Here is a 17,084-nt window from a genome sequence, read left to right as displayed (position 1 = left end):
AAGCCGGCGCAGTGGCCGGCTTTCTTCTTGGGCTCGATGTCAGCGCATCAGGCGGTGGCCAGTGCGGCCGGGCGGGCCAGTCGCACCGCATGCATCCACGCGCGGCGCAGCACGGCCGGCGAACGCGATTCCTCGGGAATCAGCAAGTAGCCGCGGTCGCGCAGCGTGGTGCCCAGCGCGATCTGGCTGGTCAGCACCGTGAGCGGAATCGCCAGCAGCAGCGGCAGGCCGACGGGCATGAGCCAGATCAGCGCGCTCGGGTCGATCATGGCGACGCCGACGGCCAGCATGGCGATCACCAGCGTCATGGGGGCCAGCTGCGAGGCAGCGACCTTCCACGGCACGGCGGCGGCTTCACGCGGAGGCGACTTCCAGTCGAGCTTGATGCCGGTGAGGGCGACCAGCACGAACAGCGAGTGGGCCAGCATGCGCACCGGGGCTTGCACGATGGCCAGGCCGCTTTCCATGATCGAGCTCTTCACCAGGCCCCACACACCGCCGTACTGGCGTTGCTCGCCGCGCATCAGCACGGCGGCGATGCCCAGCACGCGCGGCAGGAACAGCAGGCACAGGGTCCAGACCCACAGGCCGGCCAGTTCGGCGGGCAGCACGTTCCAGCTCGACACCAGGCTCGAGCCGCTCAGCCACAGGGCCGTGCCCAGCGTCAGGAACGCGAGCCACAGGGGGGCCGAGACATAAGCCATGGTGCCGGTCACGAACATCGCGCGGTGCACCGGGTGAATGCCGGGCTCCATCATGAGGCGGGCGTTCTGCAGGTTGCCCTGGCACCAGCGGCGGTCGCGTTGCAGCTCGGCCAGCAGGTCCGGCGGTTGTTGTTCGTAGCTGCCGACCAGGTCGGACACCAGCCACACGTGGTAGCCGGCGCGGCGCATCAGCGCGGCTTCGACGAAGTCGTGCGACATGATGCCGCCCGACATGCCGCCGGTGCCCTTGATCGGGGCCAGCGCGCAATGCTTCATGAAGGGTTCGACGCGGATGATGGCGTTGTGGCCCCAGTAGTGCGACTCGCCCAGTTGCCAGAACTGCATGCCCAGCGTGAACAGGCGACCCGTCACGCGGGAAGCGAATTGCTGTGCGCGGGCGTGCAGCGTGACGTGGCCGATGGCCTGCGTCGCGGTCTGGATGATGCCGGCGGTGGGGTTGGCTTCCATCAGCTTGACCATCGAGGTCAGGCAGTCGCCGCTCATCACGGAGTCGGCGTCCAGCACGACCATGTAGCGGTAGTCCTTGCCCCAGCGGCGGCAGAAGTCGGCCACGTTGCCGGCCTTGCGGTGCGTGCGGCGGGTGCGCAGGCGGTAATACACCTCGACCTGCGGCTGGTTCGGGCTTTCGGCCAGGGCGGCGCGAAGGTCTTCCCAGGCGGCGCGCTCGGCGGCGGCGGTCTCGGGGTTGTAGCTGTCCGACAGCACGAACACGTCGAACTGCCTGGCGTGGCCGGTGGAGGCAACCGATTCGCAGGTGGCGCGCAGGCCGGCGAACACAGTGGCCACGTCCTCGTTGCAGATCGGCATGATGATGGCCGTGCGTGCTTCGGGGTTCATCGGGTGGTTGACGACCTGCTTGGCCGACAGCGCGTGCTTGTCACCGCGCACCGAGACGTAGAAGCCCATGAGGGCGGTCACGAAGCCGGTCACGACCCAGCCCGAGAGCAGGCCGTACAGGCCGATCTGGCCGTATTCGAGCCAGAGGTTGTCGTAGTCGGGCTGCACGCTGGCGAACAGCGACGACGCGATCACGGTGCTCAGCAGCGTGAGCATCATGAAGGCGAAGCGGCGCTGCGCCGCGGCGCGCTGCCAGGGCTGCTTGACTTCAGGCGCGGCCGAGGCTTCGGTCTTGCGACCGGCGCCGAGCTTCACGAGCGCGGCGGTGCCCAGGCTGTTCCAGAAACCGCGCCAGGGGCGCGGCGTCATCGAACCGCGGTTGATGGGGGGCGCCGTGACGGCGTTGGGGTGGCGTTCCTCGCGCACCGGGCTGCGGTGTGCGAAGTCGGTCTCCGCCAGAACATTCAGTTGCGAAAAGTCGTTTGGCTTCATGCGATTTACCAACGTTGCTTGTCGAGGGAAGGGGTGTCGCCAATGGCAGGAAAGCGCTTGATGACGCAATCCGGTTCAGCGCCGCCGGCGCTTGCGAGCGCGGCCAGCGAATAGCCCGCGGCACGGGGCCGCGAGGGGGAAAACTGCTTTTGACGCAGGCCGTCGCGCTGCTGGCGCAGTGCGAAAGATGGGCTGGTGAGTGCTGTCATGCCAGTACAGGGGCAAACCCTGTGCCAGGCTGGAAAAATGCTTTCAGATCAACGACTTGGGTCGATCCGGGTGTCGTTTGGGCGGGGGAGGCCGGCTGATGGGCCCCAAAACCCCTGTTTTTGTCGCCGAATCCCGACAAGCCTTCCGGGCTCGTGGGGTTTGGCTATACAAATCAACGACTTAGGGGCGTCGCTACTCAGCGACAGGGTCGCTACCGCCAGCGACAGCGTCGGCTTTGAAGTGCCCCGGCGTGAGCTCGTGCTTCTGCAACAGGCGGTAGAACTCGGTGCGATTCCGGTCGGCCAGGCGGGCCGCGTCGGCCACGTTGCCGTCGGTCAGCTTCAGCAGGCCGACGAGGTAGTCGCGCTCGAAACGCTGCTTGGCCTCGGCATAGGTCTGTACCTCCACCGTCGGCACGCGCAGCGCGCGCTGCACCAGCGCCAGCGGAATCAGCGGCGAGCTCGACAGCGCGCACACCTGCTCGACCACGTTGAACAGCTGGCGCACGTTGCCCGGCCAGGCGGCCGTGGTCAGCGCCTTCAGCGCCTCGGGCGCGAAGCCCGAGAGCCGCTTGCCGTACTTGGTCGACAGGCGCTGCAGGAAGTGGTTGGCGAGCAGCGGAATGTCCTCGCGCCGCGCCGACAGCGGCGGCAGCGTGAGCGTCACCACGTTCAGGCGGTAATACAGGTCTTCGCGGAACTGGCCGGCTTCCATGGCCGCGTCGAGGTCGCGGTGGGTGGCCGAGACGATGCGCACGTCGACCTCGATCGACTGGCTCGCGCCCAGCGGGCGCACCGCGCGCTCCTGCAGCACGCGCAGCAACTTGACCTGCAGCGCGGGCGGCATGTCCCCGATTTCGTCGAGCAGCAGCGTGCCGCCGTCGGCCTGCTGGAACAGGCCTTTGTGGTTGGCATGGGCGTCGGTGAAGGCGCCCTTCATGTGGCCGAACAGCTCCGACTCCAGCAGCGCCTCGGGAATGGCGCCGCAATTGACCGCCACGAAGGGCTTGTCGGCGCGCGCGCTGGCCTTGTGGATGGCGCGTGCCAGCAGTTCCTTGCCGGCGCCGGAGTCGCCGCGCAGCAGCACGGATGCGTCCGACTTGGCGACCATGCGCGCTTCGGCCAGGAGCTCGGCCATGCGGTTGCTGCGGCTCACGATTTCGGAGCGCCAGCTGTCGTCGCCGGCCTTGCTCGGCGTGGTGGCGGGGGCGCCGAGCGCCAGCGCCTGCGCGATCTTGTCGAGCAGCTCGCGGCCGTCGTAGGGCTTGGTGAGGTAGGTGAACACGCCGCGTGCCGTGGCCTCGACCGCGTCGGGAATGGTGCCGTGCGCGGTCAGCAGGATGACCGGCAGCGACGGGTGGCGCTTGCGGATCTCGTCGAACAGCTGCAGGCCGTCGCGCCCGGGCAGGCGCACGTCGCTCAGCACGAGTTGCGGGTGCTCGATTTCAAGCTGCGTGAGCGCGGTTTCGGCCGAAGTCACGGCCGTGACCTGGTAACCCGCCGAGCTCAGCCGCATCGAGAGCAGCCGCAGCATGTCCGGGTCGTCGTCGACCACGAGGAGGCGGGCACCGGTGTTGCTCATGGCGTGGTCTTGCTTCCGTTGGGTGGCGCCGCCGGCGCGGTCGGCATGGTGTTGGGCCGCGCAAAGCTGCGCTCGATGGCGCGCAGCGCCTCGATGCGGTCGTTCAGCTGGTCGATGCGGCGCTGGGCGTCGCGCAGCTGCTGCACCTGCTTGTCGCGGTCGTCTTCCACGCGGCGCTGCTCCACGTAGCGCGCGGCCAGGGCGCGCGCCAGCGGATGCAGGGACTGCGCCTCGGGCGCGGGGTTGGCGATCACGCGTTGCAACAGGCCCAGCGCGCGCGCCAGGTCGGCCGGCACGCGGGTCTGCGAGAGCAGCAGCGCGAGCTGCATCTGGATAGCGGGCGAATCGCCGGGGTCGCCGATGCGCGCGATTTCCGTGCTCAGGTCGGCGCCGTTCAGCGGGCGGACCTTGTCGGCGTACGTCAGCATGGCGGCCATCGGCCCTTGCGTCGTCAGCGTGAAGAGCGAGGCCGGCTGCGTGGCGGGCGCCTTGGGTTCGGCCTCCACCGGCATCACGCGCGGCAGGAGGACCGGCGGCGGCAGCGCATTGGCTTCCGCGGGCGGCTTGGGTTGCGTGGTGCAGGCGGTCAGCAGCAGGGCGAATGGCACGGCCATGGCCCCGGCGAAGATGGAACTGCGGACGAACGAAAAAGACATGGGTCGAAAAAGAGGACGCGGGGCGCTCAGGCAGTGTTGGAGGGGGAGGCCCGCGGCGTCACGCCGTGCGCGGCAGTTCGATGCGAAAGCGAGCACCGGGACCGCCGGGCTGCAGGGTGATGCGGCCCCCGTGGGCTGCAATGTACTCCTGCACGATGGAAAGTCCGATGCCGGTGCCTTTGACCGTGTGCTCGGGCTGGCGTTCGCCGCGGAAGAATGGCTCGAAGATGCGGTCGCGGTCGCCCTCGGCGATGCCCGGGCCGGCGTCGTTCACGTCGATGTGCACCGCCTCCGGCGTGCCAGACACCGCCAGCGTGATCACGCCGCCCGGTAACGAAAAGCGAATGGCATTGCTCAGCAGATTGGCGATGGCCGTGCCGAGCTTGGTGCGGTCGACCGTGATCGCGATCGACTCGCCTTCGGCGCGCACGCGCAGCCCGTGCGACTGCCACTGCAGGCGCTGGGACTCGATCTGCTCCTCGATCAGCGGCAGCAGCTCGGTGCGTTCGCGGCGCAGTTCGCGCGCCTCGAAGGCGGCGGCGTTGAAGCGCAGCAGCGCCTCGATCTGCCCCTGCAGCGCCACCGTGTTCTGCTGAAGGATCTGTGCCACCTCGAGCTGCGCCGCGTTCAGCGGCCCGGTCACGCCGTCTTCCAGCAGCGACACGCCTTCGCGCAGCGCCGCCAGCGGCGTTTTCAGTTCGTGCGATACGTGGCGCAGAAAGCGCGCCTTGTCGGCGTCCAGTTCGGTCAGGCGCAACCGCAGCCATTCGAGCTGCTGCGACACGCGCCGCACGTCGGCCGGGCCGCGGATGTCGATCGGTTCGTCGAGCCGGTTCTGGCCCAGGCCCACGATGGCGTGCTCCAGCCGCTTGAACGGCCGCGCCAGCCAGATGCCGAACGCCAGCGCCAGCGACACGGCCAGCACGCTCGCGGCCACCACCTCGCGCATCAGCCGGCGGCGTGCGTTCTCGATGCGCTTGGCCAGCGCGTCGTTCTGCGTTTCGATCAGGAACTGCGCCTGCTGGGCGAGGTTGGTGTTCAGGGCGTCGAGCTCGCGGAACTGCATCGCCATGGTGCTCTCGCGCTGCAGGGCGCTGTCGGCGCTGCCGCTCATCAGGCCCTCGATCACGCCGAGCTGGCTGCGCCACATCTCGATGCCGGCGGGGGCCAGTCCGTTCTTCTCGAGCCGCTCAAGCACCTGGTGCGCCTCGCGCGCCGCGTCGTCGAAGCGGCGGCGCAGCACCGCGTCGTTCAGCACCAGCGACTGGCGCCCGGCGCGCTCCATGGCCGCGCTGCGTTCGGCCAGCGACTGCGACGCGCCCGACAACCGCAGCGCGCGCGCGGCCGCGTCGCGGCTTTGCGTCATCAGCACGTCGTACTGCAGCACCGAGCGCAGCGCCACGCCCACCAGCAGCGCGGTGATCAGCAGGAACGCGAACAGCAGGAGCTGCTGGAACGAGCCCCGGATGGAAGGCCGCTTCGCCATCAGTGGGCGAGCGCGTGGCGGGGGCCATGGACGACTCGCGCGTGAGCACTTCGCCGCGCAGCGTGTAGGCCAACGAGCGCGTGATGCGCAGGTCGGTCATCTGGCCGACCAGGCGCGCGTCGCCCTCGAAGTTGACGACACGGTTGCAGGCAGTGCGGCCCATGAGCTCGTTGGCGTCCTTGCGCGAGGCGCCTTCCACCAGCACGCGCTGCGTGCTGCCGACCAGCGCCTGGCCGAAGCGCTTGACGTTGGCGTCGATCACGGCCTGCAGCGTATGCAGGCGCGCGAGCTTGACTTCGTGCGGCGTGTCGTCGTGCAGCGCGGCGGCCGGCGTGCCGGGGCGCGGGCTGAAGATGAAGCTGAAGCTGGCGTCGAACTGGCAGTCGTCGATCAGCTTCATCATCTTGTTGAAGTCGTCGTCGGTCTCGCCGGGGAAGCCGACGATGAAGTCGCTGGAGAGCGCCAGCTCGGGGCGGATGGCGCGCAGCTTGCGCACCGTGCTCTTGTATTCCATGGCGGTGTAGCCGCGCTTCATGGCCATCAGGATGCGGTCGCTGCCGTGCTGCACCGGCAGGTGCAGGTGGCTCACCAGCTGCGGCACCTTGGCGTAGGCCTCAATCAGGCGCGGCGTGAACTCGTTCGGGTGGCTGGTGGTGTAGCGGATGCGCTCGATGCCGGGGATCTCGGCCACGTATTCGATCAGCAGCGCGAAGTCGGCGATTTCAGTGGTGTCGCCCATCTTGCCGCGGTAGGCGTTCACGTTCTGGCCCAGCAGCGTGATCTCGCGCACGCCCTGGTCGGCCAGGCCGGCGATCTCGACCAGCACGTCGTCGAGCGGGCGGTTCACTTCCTCGCCGCGGGTGTAGGGCACCACGCAGTAGCTGCAGTACTTGGAGCAGCCTTCCATGATCGACACGAAGGCGGTCGCGCCCTCGACGCGCGCGGGCGGCAGGTGGTCGAACTTCTCGATCTCGGGAAAGCTGATGTCCACCTGCGGGCGGTCCAGGCGCTCGCGGTCGTTCAGCATCTCGGGCAGGCGGTGCAGCGTCTGCGGGCCGAACACGATGTCGACATAGGGCGCGCGCGCGATGATGGCCTGGCCCTCCTGGCTGGCCACGCAGCCGCCCACGCCGATCTTCACGCCCTTGGCCTTCAGGTGCTTCACGCGGCCGAGGTCGGAGAACACCTTCTCTTGCGCCTTCTCGCGCACCGAGCAGGTGTTGAAGAGGATGAGGTCGGCCTCGTCCACGTTCTGTGTGGGTTCGTAGCCCTGCGCGGCGTTGAGCACGTCGGCCATCTTGTCCGAGTCGTACTCGTTCATCTGGCAGCCGAAGGTCTTGATGAATACTTTTTTCATGGGGAAATCTCTCGTGGCCCTCCGCCGGTCGAGGGAGGGCGAGGCAGGCGCGAAGCGTCGCGCCGCTTGCCTTTGTTTATTGCGTGTTGACGGTGTCGTTCGAGGTGAACGGCCAGACGTTCAGGAACGGCTTGTTCAGCGATTCGCGGCTGGCGGAGGCTTCGTCGGGCGTGAGGATCCAGACCTCGCGCAGCAGCCCGGCGGCGTCGCGCGTGTAGTTGACCAGGTACTTCTGGCCAATGATGGCGCCGGGCATGACCAGCATGTTCTGCGCGCTGCGGATGCGCGCGCCGGCGCCCAGCCGGTCGGCCTTGCCGTCGAGCTCGACGTCGGGCGCGTTGGTCACCATGAACTTGCCGCGCAAGGTGCCGATGGGGAAGTTGCGGCCGCCGACCAGCGACTCGTTTTGGGTCTGGGGCCGAGGAACGTCGTCCTGGGCCTGGGCGGAGAGCGAGAAAACGCTGGCGCTGCCTGCGATCAATGCGCAGAACGCGATGAAAGAGAGAGCATTCGTGGGTTTCTTGCAGCGGTTCATGGGGTTTATCCAGAGGCTGTGGAGCGGCGATTTTAACGAGGGGGTGTTTACCCTCGAAGCCGGCCATCAGCAGGGTGGTTCTCGGTCTTTCCGTCGACTTGCTTTACATTTCTTTACAGTGCCCATAGACACTGCGAGGTGGCCGCTGATCCAATAGCCGGTGTCAGCCCAAAGTGCACAAGAACCCCATGAAAAAAAATGTCGCTGTCGCCCTTGCGGGTGTGTTGATCGTAGCCGTCGCGGGCGGGTGGTGGAGCATGTCCGGCGACAAGTCCGCCGCAAAGAATGCCAAGCCCCGGCCGCCGGTGGCGCGGCCCAGCCCGGCGGCGGCGCGCCCGCGCTCGTCACCCTGGCCACGGCGCAGAAGCAGGACGTGCCCGTGACCGTGCAGGTCAACGGCAGCGTGGTGTCCCTGAACAGCGTCGACCTGCGCCCGCAGGTGACCAACACAGTGAGCGCGGTGCACGTGAAAGAAGGGCAGTTCGTCAAGGCCGGCCAGCTGCTGTTCTCGCTGGACGACCGCAACGACCAGGCCAACCTGGCGCGCGCCCGCGCCCAGCAGCAGAAGGACGAGGCCACCATGGCCGACCTGGAGCGCCAGTACAAGCGCAGCCAGGACCTGGTGGCGCAGAACTTCATTGCCAAGAGCGCGGCCGACGCCACGCTGTCGCAGCTGGAAGCGCAACGCGCCGCCGTGGCCGCCGACCGCGCCGCCGTGCAGTCGGCGCAGGTGGCGCTGGGCTATGCCACGCTGCGCGCGCCCATTGCCGGGCGCATCGGCGCCGTCAACATCTACCCGGGCACGCTGGTGCAGCCGACGCTGTCGCTGGTCACGGTCACGCAGCTCGACCCGATCGCGGTGAGCTTCCCCGTGCCCGAAGGCAACCTGCAGGACCTGCTGGAGGCCGCGCGTTCGCGCTCGAAGGTCGAAGCCCTCGTCACCGGCCGCAAGGAGCCGCTGGTGGGCATGCTCGACTTCGTCGACAACACGGTCGATCCGCTGATCGGCACGGTGCGCGCCAAGGCCGTGTTCGCCAACGCCGACCAGGGCCTGTGGCCGGGGCAGTTCGTGGGCACGCGCATCACGGTGCGCACGCTGGGCGGCGTCACGGTGGTGCCGGCCGCTGCGCTGATGATGCTGTCCGACGGCACCTCGCTCTATGTGGTCGATGAGAGCAAGACCGCCACGCGCCGCAAGGTGAAGACGCTGCACACCTTCGGCACCAAGGTGGCCGTGAGCGGCGTGGAGCCGGGTGAGCAGGTGGTGATCGAGGGCAGCCAGAACGTGCGTCCGGGTGGCAAGGTCCGGGTCGACACGAAGGCGCCGGCGGCCGCGCCTGGGGCGCCGGCCAATGGCACGACCGGCGTCACGCCCGGCAGCGCTGCATCTTCCGACGGCACCGACATCAAGCCGCCGCAGCAGGAACGCGCATGAACATTTCGGAGCTCTGCATCCGTCGTCCTGCGATGACGGTGCTGTTGTCCGCCGCCGTGGTGGTCATCGGCATCTTTGCGTACTTCAGCATCCCCGTTGCCGCGCTGCCAAGCTACAACACGCCGGTCATCAACGTCAACGCGCAGCTGCCGGGCGCGAGCCCGGACACCATGGCGTCTTCGGTGGCGCTGCCGCTCGAAAAGCAGTTCTCGACCATCCCGGGCCTGCAGACCATCAGCTCGGTCAACACGCAGGGCGTGACCTCGCTCACGCTGGAGTTCGTGAGCAGCCGCGACATCGATGCCGCCGCCGTCGACGTGCAGGCCGCGCTGCTGCGCGCCCAGCGCCAGCTGCCGCAGGAACTGACACAGCTGCCGTCGTACCGCAAGGTCAACCCGGCCGACGCGCCGGTGCTGTTCATCGCGCTGATCTCGCCGTCGATGAACCCGTCGGAGCTCAACGACTACGCCGAGAACCTGATCTCGCCCACGCTCTCGACCATCGACGGCGTGGCGCAGGTGGGCGTGTACGGGCGCAAGGCCTTCGCGGTGCGCATCAAGGCCAACGCCGACCTGCTGAACGCGCGCAACATCACGCTCGACGAACTCGCCAAGGCCGTGAACTCGGCCAACGCCAACACGCCGGTCGGCGTGCTCGACGGCCCGCGCCAGACGCTCACCATCCAGGCCAACCGCCAGCTCATGAAGGCGGCCGACTTCGCCAAGCTGATCGTCGGCCAGCGCAACGGCGCGCCGGTGCGGCTCGACGAGGTGGCGACCATCGAGGACAGCTTCGAGTCGGTCAAGACCGCCAGCAGCTTCAACGGCCAGGACTCCATTTCGCTGGCCGTGCAGCGCCAGCCCAATGCCAACACCGTGCAGGTGGTGGACGCGGTGCGCGCGCTCATTCCGCGCTTCAAGGCCGAGCTGCCGCAGTCGGTCGAGATCCAGATGGTGAACGACCGCTCGCTGTCGATCCGCGAGGCCGTGCACGACGTGCAGCTCACGCTGCTGGGCACCATCGCGCTGGTGGTGCTGGTGATCTTCCTGTTCCTGCACCGGCTGGTGGCCACGCTCATTCCGGCCGCGACCATTCCGATCTCGCTGATCGGCGCGGTGGCGCTGCTCTACGCCTTCGGCTACAGCCTGGACAACATCTCGCTGCTGGGCATCACGCTGGCCGTGGGCCTGGTGGTGGACGACGCCATCGTGGTGCTGGAAAACATCATGCGCTACGTCGAGAAGGGCATGGACCCGTTCGCGGCGGCGCTGCGCGGCGCGCGCGAGGTGGGCTTCACCATCGTGTCGATCTCGATCTCGCTGGTGGCCGTGTTCATCCCGATCTTCTTCATGCCGGGCGTGATCGGCCTGCTGTTCCACGAGTTCGCGGTGGTGGTGGCGCTGGCGGTGCTGGTGTCGGCCGTGGTGTCGCTCACGCTGGTTCCGATGCTCGCGAGCCGCCTGCTCAAGCAGGTGCCGCGCAAGGAAGGCGCGCTCGACCACGAAGAAGAACACCCCGAGCCCGGCACGGCCATCGGCCGCGCCTTCGAGCGCGGCTACCGCGCGGTGCACGGCGGCTACATGCGCTCGCTCGACTGGACGCTGGCCCACCGCAAGCTGATGCTGCTGATGGCGGGGCTGACCTTCGTCGTCACTGGCTGGCTGTTCGCGACCATTCCCAAGGGCTTCTTCCCCGAGGAAGACATCGGCCAGATCCAGATCACGACCGAGGCGGCCGAAGACATTTCATTCACCGCCATGAAGGCGCTGCAGGACCGCGTGGCGGCCACGCTCAAGGACGACCCGAGCGTCGACTACGTGAGCTCCTTCGTCGGCGTCGGCGGCCCGACCGCCACGCAGAACTCGGGCCGGCTGTTCGCCGTGCTCAAGCCGCGCAGCGAGCGCCCGCAGATGGCCAAGGTGCTGGAGTCTTTGCGCCAGCGCTTCCGCGAGATCCCGGGCATTGCCGTGTACATGCAGCCGGTGCAGAACCTGCGCCTGGGCGGCCGCCAGAGCAAGGCGCGCTTCCAGTACACGCTGCAGAGCGTGAACGCCGGCGAGATGGTGCCGTGGTCGACCAAGCTCATGGAGCGCATGCGCGCCGACCCGGCCTTCCGCGACGTCACCAGCGACTCGCAGAACCGCGGCCTGCAGGCCACGCTGGACATCGACCGCGACAAGGCCGGCGTGCTCGGCGTGGCGGTGGGCGACCTGCGCACCGCGCTCTACAACGCGTATGGCGACCGCCAGATCGGCAGCATCTACGGCGCGAGCAACACCTACCAGGTGATCCTCTCGGCCGCCGACAACGACCGCCAGTTCGAAGACGACGTGTCGCGCCTGTCGGTGCGCAGCACCACCGGCAAGCTGGTGCCGCTGTCGGCCTTCTCGACCATCAAGCGCACGGTGGGGCCGACCTCGGTCAACCACCAGGGGCAGCTGCAGGCGGTGACGGTGTCGTTCAACCTCGCGCCCGACGTGCCGCTGGGCAACGCCACGGCGAAGATCGACCAGTTCAAGAGCGAGCTGAAGATGCCGCAGTCGATCATCACCACCTACGGCGGCGACGCGGCGGTGTTCCAGAGCTCGCAGTCGAGCCAGGCGGTGCTGCTGGTGCTGGCGGTGCTGGTCATCTACGTGCTGCTGGGCGTGCTGTACGAGAGCTACATCCACCCGATCACGATCCTGGCGGGCCTGCCGTCGGCGGCGGTGGGCGCGCTGATTTCGCTGAAGATCTTCGGCTTCGACCTGACGCTGATCGCCACCATCGGCATCCTGCTGCTGATCGGCATCGTGAAGAAGAACGCGATCATGCTGATCGACTTCGCGCTCGACGCGCAGCGCACCGAAGGCATGAAGCCGGTGGACGCGATCCGCGAGGCGTGCCGGTTGCGTTTCCGCCCGATCCTGATGACCACGCTGGCCGCGCTGATGGGCGCGCTGCCGCTCGCATTGGGCCTGGGCGCCGGTGCCGAACTGCGCCAGCCGCTGGGCGTGGCGGTGGTGGGCGGGCTGATCTTCTCGCAGGTGATCACGCTGTACATCACGCCGGCCATCTACCTGGCGCTGGACCGCTACAGCGGCACGGGGCCGATGGTCGACCTGCCGGGCGAGGCCAAGGCCGAAGCTGCAGCGGGCGGTCACGCCGTCACGCACGCCTGACAGCGGCTTCGAAAATTGCTGCGCGACGTCCGCCGGGCGATAGCGGCTGAGAATGGCCGGCGCGACCGCCCGGGTCGTCGTGGGCCGAGGACTGTCGGCAAACGCCGGGCCTTCGCCAAAAATCGCACCCGGTCCGAAGATCTCGAGCAGGAACTCCGAGCCGTTGCTTCGCTGGATCGTGGAGTGAACGAACCCCGATCGCAAAAGATAGAAGTAGTCGTGCCATTCGCCTTCGCGCGCAAGGGTTTCGCCGGCCTCCAGGGTGACGAAGCTTCCCAGATTGCGTGGCGTCGGTCCACGGCGCAGACAGCGTCTGGGATGCATCCCAACTGGCATACGCCGAGGGGGGCGAATTTGTTCTTTTCATGGGGCTTCTTGCCCGGGGCGGAGAAAGGCAAGCGGCCCCTCGTGCCGTCGCGCTAGGTCGTGGGCTCATCCAGCGACGTGTCCGCCGCCAGGTGGGCGATGTCACTCCAGCCCACGAGGCTGAAGCCTTCCGGCGTCCACAGCATGCGGTTGATGGCTGCATTGCCCAGTTGCCAGGTGCGCGGCGCCTGCAGCTCCTGGCGCGTGGCGGCGCGATAGAGCACGTCCATCACCCCGCCATGCGCGACCAGCACGACCAGCTTGCCCGGGTGGCGCGCAGCCAGTTCGGCGGCCACGCCCGTCACACGGTCGCGGAACACCAGCAGGCTTTCGCCGCCGTCGGGCTCGAATTCGGGATCGCGCTCGCGCCAGAGCTTGGCCTGAACGGGCAGCGCGGCTTCGATCTCGGCGAAGCTCATCCCCTCGAACTGCCCGAAGGCCCGTTCGCGCAGGCGAGGCTCGGGTTGCACGGTCAGGCCGTGAGGCTCGGCGATGGCCTGCGCGGTCTGCCAGGCGCGCGACAGGTCGCTGGCATAGACGACGCCGATGGGCTCGTCGGCCAGCGCCGCGCCCGCGCGCTGCGCCTGCCAGACGCCGGTTTCGTTGAGCCCGATGTCGAGCTGGCCCTGGATGCGGGTGTCGACGTTCCAGGCGGTTTCGCCGTGGCGAACGGCGATCAGGCGGGTGGGTTCTTCCATCCGGGAATTTTAAAAGCCGCTATTTCCGGGCCTGCGCCGTCGGCAGCTCGATGTTGACCCGGCGCTCGCCCGGCGGCGGGTTCGGGAAGCCCTGCAGCGCGGCCTGGAACATCACGGGCAGGATGGCCGCGCTCGAGGTATAGGGGCCGTCGTTGCGGGCCCGGGTCTCGTAGACCACCTTGTTGGTGCCCACCTCGCGCAGCACGATGCTCACTTCGCGGTCGTACCAGGGGTTGGCCGGCTGCGCGAACATCGGGCCGCCATACCAGCCGCCGCCGTACCAGCGGCGCCCGTAGTAGCCGTAGCCGCCGTAACCGTAGCCCCACGGGCCGTCGTAGAGCCACGGATCGGCCCAGGGCGACAGGCCGGCCGTCACGCGGGCGCCGATCTGCGCGTTGTACTGGGGCCTGGCGTCATCGCGGCGCAGGCCCACCTGGTCGAGCGCGGCGCCGGCCATGGCCTCGAGCGACTCCTGCCGCGCGCCGTCGGCCTGCTGCGAGGGCAGGCGGTCGAAGCGGTAGGTGGCGCCCGGCGGCACCGTGCCAAGGGCCGAGAAGCTCTTCACGTTGCTGTCGACCACCCAGGAGGTGGCGCAGCCGGTCAGGCTTGCTATTAATAGAAGAGCGGAAAGCGCACGTTTCATAAGGGTCTCCGGGCAGCGTTGCCCAAAATTCCCCTGGGTTGCCCGAGTCAGCCCTGGACGATGCGCAGTGCTGAGGGTGCCTGGGAGAGCAAGTCGAAGGAGGGCGTGTCGAAGGCCTTGTCGCCGTCGTCGTCCGCCACGCCCGTTGCCTTGAGACCCTTGAAATCGTGCCGCGTTCCGTCGAGCAGGTGCGAAGGGACCACGTTTTGCAGCGAGGTGAACATGTTCTCGATGCGGCCGGGGTACTTCTTGTCCCACTCGCGCAGCATCTCGCCGACCTGCTTGCGCTGCAGGTTCTCCTGGCTGCCGCACAGCGTGCAGGGAATGATCGGGAACTGGCGGTGCTGCGCCCAGCGCACGGTGTCTTTCTCGGCCACGTAGGCCAGCGGGCGGATCACGATGTGCTTGCCGTCGTCGCTCACCAGCTTGGGCGGCATGCTCTTGAGCTTGCCGGCGAAGAACATGTTGAGGAAGAAGGTCTGCAGCATGTCGTCGCGGTGGTGGCCCAGCGCGACCTTGGTGGCGCCCAGCTCGTCGGCCACGCGGTACAGGATGCCGCGGCGCAGCCGGCTGCACAGGCCGCAGGTGGTCTTGCCCTCGGGAATGACGCGCTTGACGATGCTGTAGGTGTCCTGGTTCTCGATGTGGAAGTCCACGCCCAGGTCGCTCAGGTACTTGGGCAGCACCTCTTCGGGAAAGCCGGGCTGCTTCTGGTCGAGGTTGACCGCCACGATGTCGAAGTGGATCGGCGCGCGCGCCTTCAGCTTGAGCAGGATGTCGAGCAGCGCGTAGCTGTCTTTTCCGCCCGAGACGCAGACCATGACCTTGTCGCCCTCCTCGATCATGTTGTAGTCGACGATGGCTTTGCCCACTTCGCGGCACAGCCGCTTCTCGAGCTTGTGCGTCTCGCGCTCGATCTTGAGGGAATTGGCAGTGGCGTCGGCGGCGGCGGGCGCCTCGTCGATCCAGACGGCGTTCATGGGCAGGCTACTTCGGGGAGTCGGGGGAAGGGGGTGATTGTCCCCGATCCCCATTTCACCTGTCATCCCGCCCTCTATCCGGCCCTCTATCCGGCCCTCTATCCGGCGCCTTGCGACGCCGGAAAGGCGGTTCGCATGGCGTCCACGAACAGGCGCAGCTTCGCCGGATAGAAGCGGGCGTAGGGGTACACGATGTACACCGGCGCGTGCGCCGCATGCCATTGCGGCGCCAAGTGCACCAGTCGGCCGGCCGCGAGCTCCTCGGTCAGCATCCAGGTCGACAGCACCCCCACGCCCACGCCCAGCACGGCCGCGCTGCGCAGGGCGTTGAGGCTGTCGGTGATCATGCGCGGGCGGATCTGCACGCGGTACACCTCGCGGGTGGTCTCGTGGGTCAGCACGACTTCGGTGCGGTAGAAGTTGCGCGCGGCCAGCCAGGGCAGCGCCTCCAGGTCGCGGGCATGCACGGGCAGCGGCTCGCCCCCGAACAGCGAGGGCGCGCCGATGGCGATGCGCGGCACCTCGGACAGCCGGATCGCCACCACCGAGGGGTCGGTCACCTCGCCCACCCGGATCGCGCAGTCCACGCCCTCGGCGATGAAGTCGGGCGTGCGGTCCTGCGGGCCGTCGTGCAGCAGCCATTCGACGTTCATCTGCGGATAGCGCTGCAGATACGCGGCCAGCGGGCCGACCAGCAACTGCTGCCCGAAGACGTGCGGCGCCACGATGCGCAGCCGCCCCTCGGGCTGGTCGACGGCGCCGCGCACCTCGGCCTCGAAGGCGTTCCAACTCACGATCAGCTCCCGGGCGCGGTAGAAGCAGCGCTCGCCGTCCTCGGTGAGCTTCATGGCGTGGGTGGAGCGCTGCAGCAGCCGCACGCCCAGCGAACGCTCGAGCGCCTGCAGCCGGCGGCTCACGGTGGGCTGGGTGGTGCCCATCTGCGCGGCCGCCGCCGAGAGGCTGCCCGCCTCGACGATGCGCACGAAGGTCTGCATCAGCTCGATGCGGTCGGCCGAAGTCGGCGCTGGAAGCTCGGTCTTCATGCGCCAAGCGTATATCAATTGTTCAGGCCGAGGCACTACCTTCGGTGGCATTCGCCCTGCACACTCGCACCCTCGTTCTCCGAGTCCAAGGGTTAACACTATGTCCTCCATTCAAAAAACGCATGAGGGGCTGTCGAGCTCGCTGATCTTCCTGCTCGCGGCCAGTGCCGGCTTTGCCGTGGCGGCGCTGTATTACAGCCAGCCCATGCTGGGCGTGCTCGGGCCCGACATCGGCGCCTCGGCGCGCGCGGTCGGCTTCGTGCCCACGCTCACGCAGCTGGGCTATGCGCTGGGCATCCTGCTGCTGGCGCCATTGGGCGACCGCTTCGACCGGCGCCGCATCATCCTGGTCAAGGCCACGGTGCTGGTGCTGGCGCTGCTGGGCGCGGCGTTCTCGCCCTCGGTCGGGCCGCTGCTGGTGGCCAGCCTTGCCATCGGCCTGTCGGCCACGATGGCGCAGGACGTGGTGCCCGCCGCCGCCGCGCTGGCGCCCGAGGCGCATCGCGGCAAGATCGTCGGCACGGTGATGACCGGGCTGCTGCTCGGCATCCTGCTGTCGCGCGTGCTCAGCGGCTTCGTGGCCGAGCACTTCGGCTGGCGCGCGATGTTCTTCGTGGCGGCCGCCAGCATCGCACTCATCGGCGCGGCCGTGGCGCGCGGCCTGCCGCACCTGCGCCCGACCACGCACCTGGGCTACGGCGCGCTGCTGGGTTCGCTGGGCAAGCTGTGGAAGCGCCACGGCGCACTGCGCCGCGCCACCTTCGCGCAGGCGCTGCTGTCGGTTGGCTTCAGCGCCTTCTGGTCGACGCTGGCGGTCATGCTGCACGGCGCGCCGTTTCACCTGGGCAGCGCGGCGGCCGGCGCCTTCGGCCTGGCCGG

At 68.4% G+C, this 17,084-nt stretch carries 13 protein-coding genes and 2 pseudogenes; 3 read left to right on the top strand and 12 right to left on the bottom strand.

Going from position 1 to position 17,084, the window contains the following annotated elements:
* Nucleotides 1-47 precede the first annotated feature (47 nt).
* From mdoH to BMG07_RS24085, 7 genes and pseudogenes are all read right to left on the bottom strand, one after another.
* On the bottom strand, nucleotides 48-2,054 hold the full coding sequence (gene mdoH / locus BMG07_RS24115; protein WP_198086681.1) for a glucans biosynthesis glucosyltransferase MdoH: 2,007 nt from the start codon (nucleotides 2,052-2,054) through the stop codon (nucleotides 48-50).
* A gap of 5 nt (nucleotides 2,055-2,059) precedes the next feature.
* Nucleotides 2,060-2,263, bottom strand: a complete 204-nt coding sequence (locus BMG07_RS24110; RefSeq protein ID WP_093125995.1) for a hypothetical protein — start codon at nucleotides 2,261-2,263, stop codon at nucleotides 2,060-2,062.
* 193 nt (nucleotides 2,264-2,456) lie between these two features.
* A complete protein-coding gene (locus BMG07_RS24105; RefSeq protein WP_198086680.1) occupies nucleotides 2,457-3,845 on the bottom strand; it encodes a sigma 54-interacting transcriptional regulator in 1,389 nt (462 codons plus the stop codon).
* On the bottom strand, nucleotides 3,842-4,459 hold the full coding sequence (locus BMG07_RS24100; RefSeq protein ID WP_269759344.1) for a hypothetical protein: 618 nt from the start codon (nucleotides 4,457-4,459) through the stop codon (nucleotides 3,842-3,844). The genes BMG07_RS24105 and BMG07_RS24100 overlap by 4 nt, the downstream gene beginning before the upstream one ends.
* Before the next feature lie 100 nt (nucleotides 4,460-4,559).
* Nucleotides 4,560-5,987, bottom strand: a complete 1,428-nt coding sequence (locus BMG07_RS24095) for a sensor histidine kinase KdpD (protein WP_198086678.1) — start codon at nucleotides 5,985-5,987, stop codon at nucleotides 4,560-4,562.
* A gap of 22 nt (nucleotides 5,988-6,009) precedes the next feature.
* A pseudogene (miaB, locus tag BMG07_RS24090) lies at nucleotides 6,010-7,344 on the bottom strand (tRNA (N6-isopentenyl adenosine(37)-C2)-methylthiotransferase MiaB); the annotation flags it as partial.
* Nucleotides 7,345-7,420: 76 nt separating this feature from the next.
* Nucleotides 7,421-7,879: a hypothetical protein gene (locus tag BMG07_RS24085; RefSeq protein WP_198086677.1), complete on the bottom strand. Its 459-nt coding sequence runs from the start codon at nucleotides 7,877-7,879 to the stop codon at nucleotides 7,421-7,423.
* 247 nt (nucleotides 7,880-8,126) lie between these two features.
* On the opposite strand from BMG07_RS24085, the gene BMG07_RS24080 reads away from it, so the two are divergent.
* Both BMG07_RS24080 and BMG07_RS24075 read left to right on the top strand, forming a co-directional pair.
* Nucleotides 8,127-9,314: an efflux RND transporter periplasmic adaptor subunit gene (locus tag BMG07_RS24080; RefSeq protein ID WP_307867062.1), complete on the top strand. Its 1,188-nt coding sequence runs from the start codon at nucleotides 8,127-8,129 to the stop codon at nucleotides 9,312-9,314.
* Nucleotides 9,311-12,475: an efflux RND transporter permease subunit gene (locus BMG07_RS24075; protein ID WP_198086676.1), complete on the top strand. Its 3,165-nt coding sequence runs from the start codon at nucleotides 9,311-9,313 to the stop codon at nucleotides 12,473-12,475. The genes BMG07_RS24080 and BMG07_RS24075 overlap by 4 nt, the downstream gene beginning before the upstream one ends.
* A gap of 27 nt (nucleotides 12,476-12,502) precedes the next feature.
* On the opposite strand, the pseudogene BMG07_RS45030 reads toward BMG07_RS24075, so the two are convergent.
* The 5 genes and pseudogenes from BMG07_RS45030 to BMG07_RS24050 all read right to left on the bottom strand — a co-directional run.
* Nucleotides 12,503-12,799 (bottom strand): annotated as a pseudogene (locus BMG07_RS45030) (cyclic nucleotide-binding domain-containing protein); the annotation flags it as partial.
* Nucleotides 12,800-12,894: 95 nt separating this feature from the next.
* Nucleotides 12,895-13,539, bottom strand: coding sequence for a histidine phosphatase family protein (locus BMG07_RS24065; RefSeq protein WP_198086675.1), 645 nt, complete (start codon nucleotides 13,537-13,539; stop codon nucleotides 12,895-12,897).
* A gap of 19 nt (nucleotides 13,540-13,558) precedes the next feature.
* Nucleotides 13,559-14,182, bottom strand: a complete 624-nt coding sequence (locus BMG07_RS24060; protein WP_198086674.1) for a DUF4136 domain-containing protein — start codon at nucleotides 14,180-14,182, stop codon at nucleotides 13,559-13,561.
* Between the two features lie 47 nt (nucleotides 14,183-14,229).
* Nucleotides 14,230-15,162 (bottom strand): tRNA 2-thiocytidine(32) synthetase TtcA, encoded by a 933-nt coding sequence (ttcA, locus tag BMG07_RS24055; protein WP_198086673.1) that lies wholly within the window; start codon nucleotides 15,160-15,162, stop codon nucleotides 14,230-14,232.
* A 98-nt stretch (nucleotides 15,163-15,260) separates the two neighbouring features.
* Entirely contained in the window at nucleotides 15,261-16,205 is a 945-nt protein-coding gene (locus BMG07_RS24050; protein WP_198086672.1) for a LysR family transcriptional regulator, read from the bottom strand.
* Between the two features lie 100 nt (nucleotides 16,206-16,305).
* Here BMG07_RS24050 and BMG07_RS24045 point away from each other — a divergent pair.
* The coding region (locus tag BMG07_RS24045; protein WP_198086671.1) for an MFS transporter at nucleotides 16,306-17,084 on the top strand (779 nt) is incomplete at its 3' end.

Origin of the sequence: Variovorax sp. E3 (assembly GCF_016082275.1) — a bacterium.
GTDB lineage: Bacteria > Pseudomonadota > Gammaproteobacteria > Burkholderiales > Burkholderiaceae_C > Variovorax.
Note: the sequence above shows the minus strand (reverse complement) of the source record. Positions and strands in the feature narration are given on the sequence as shown.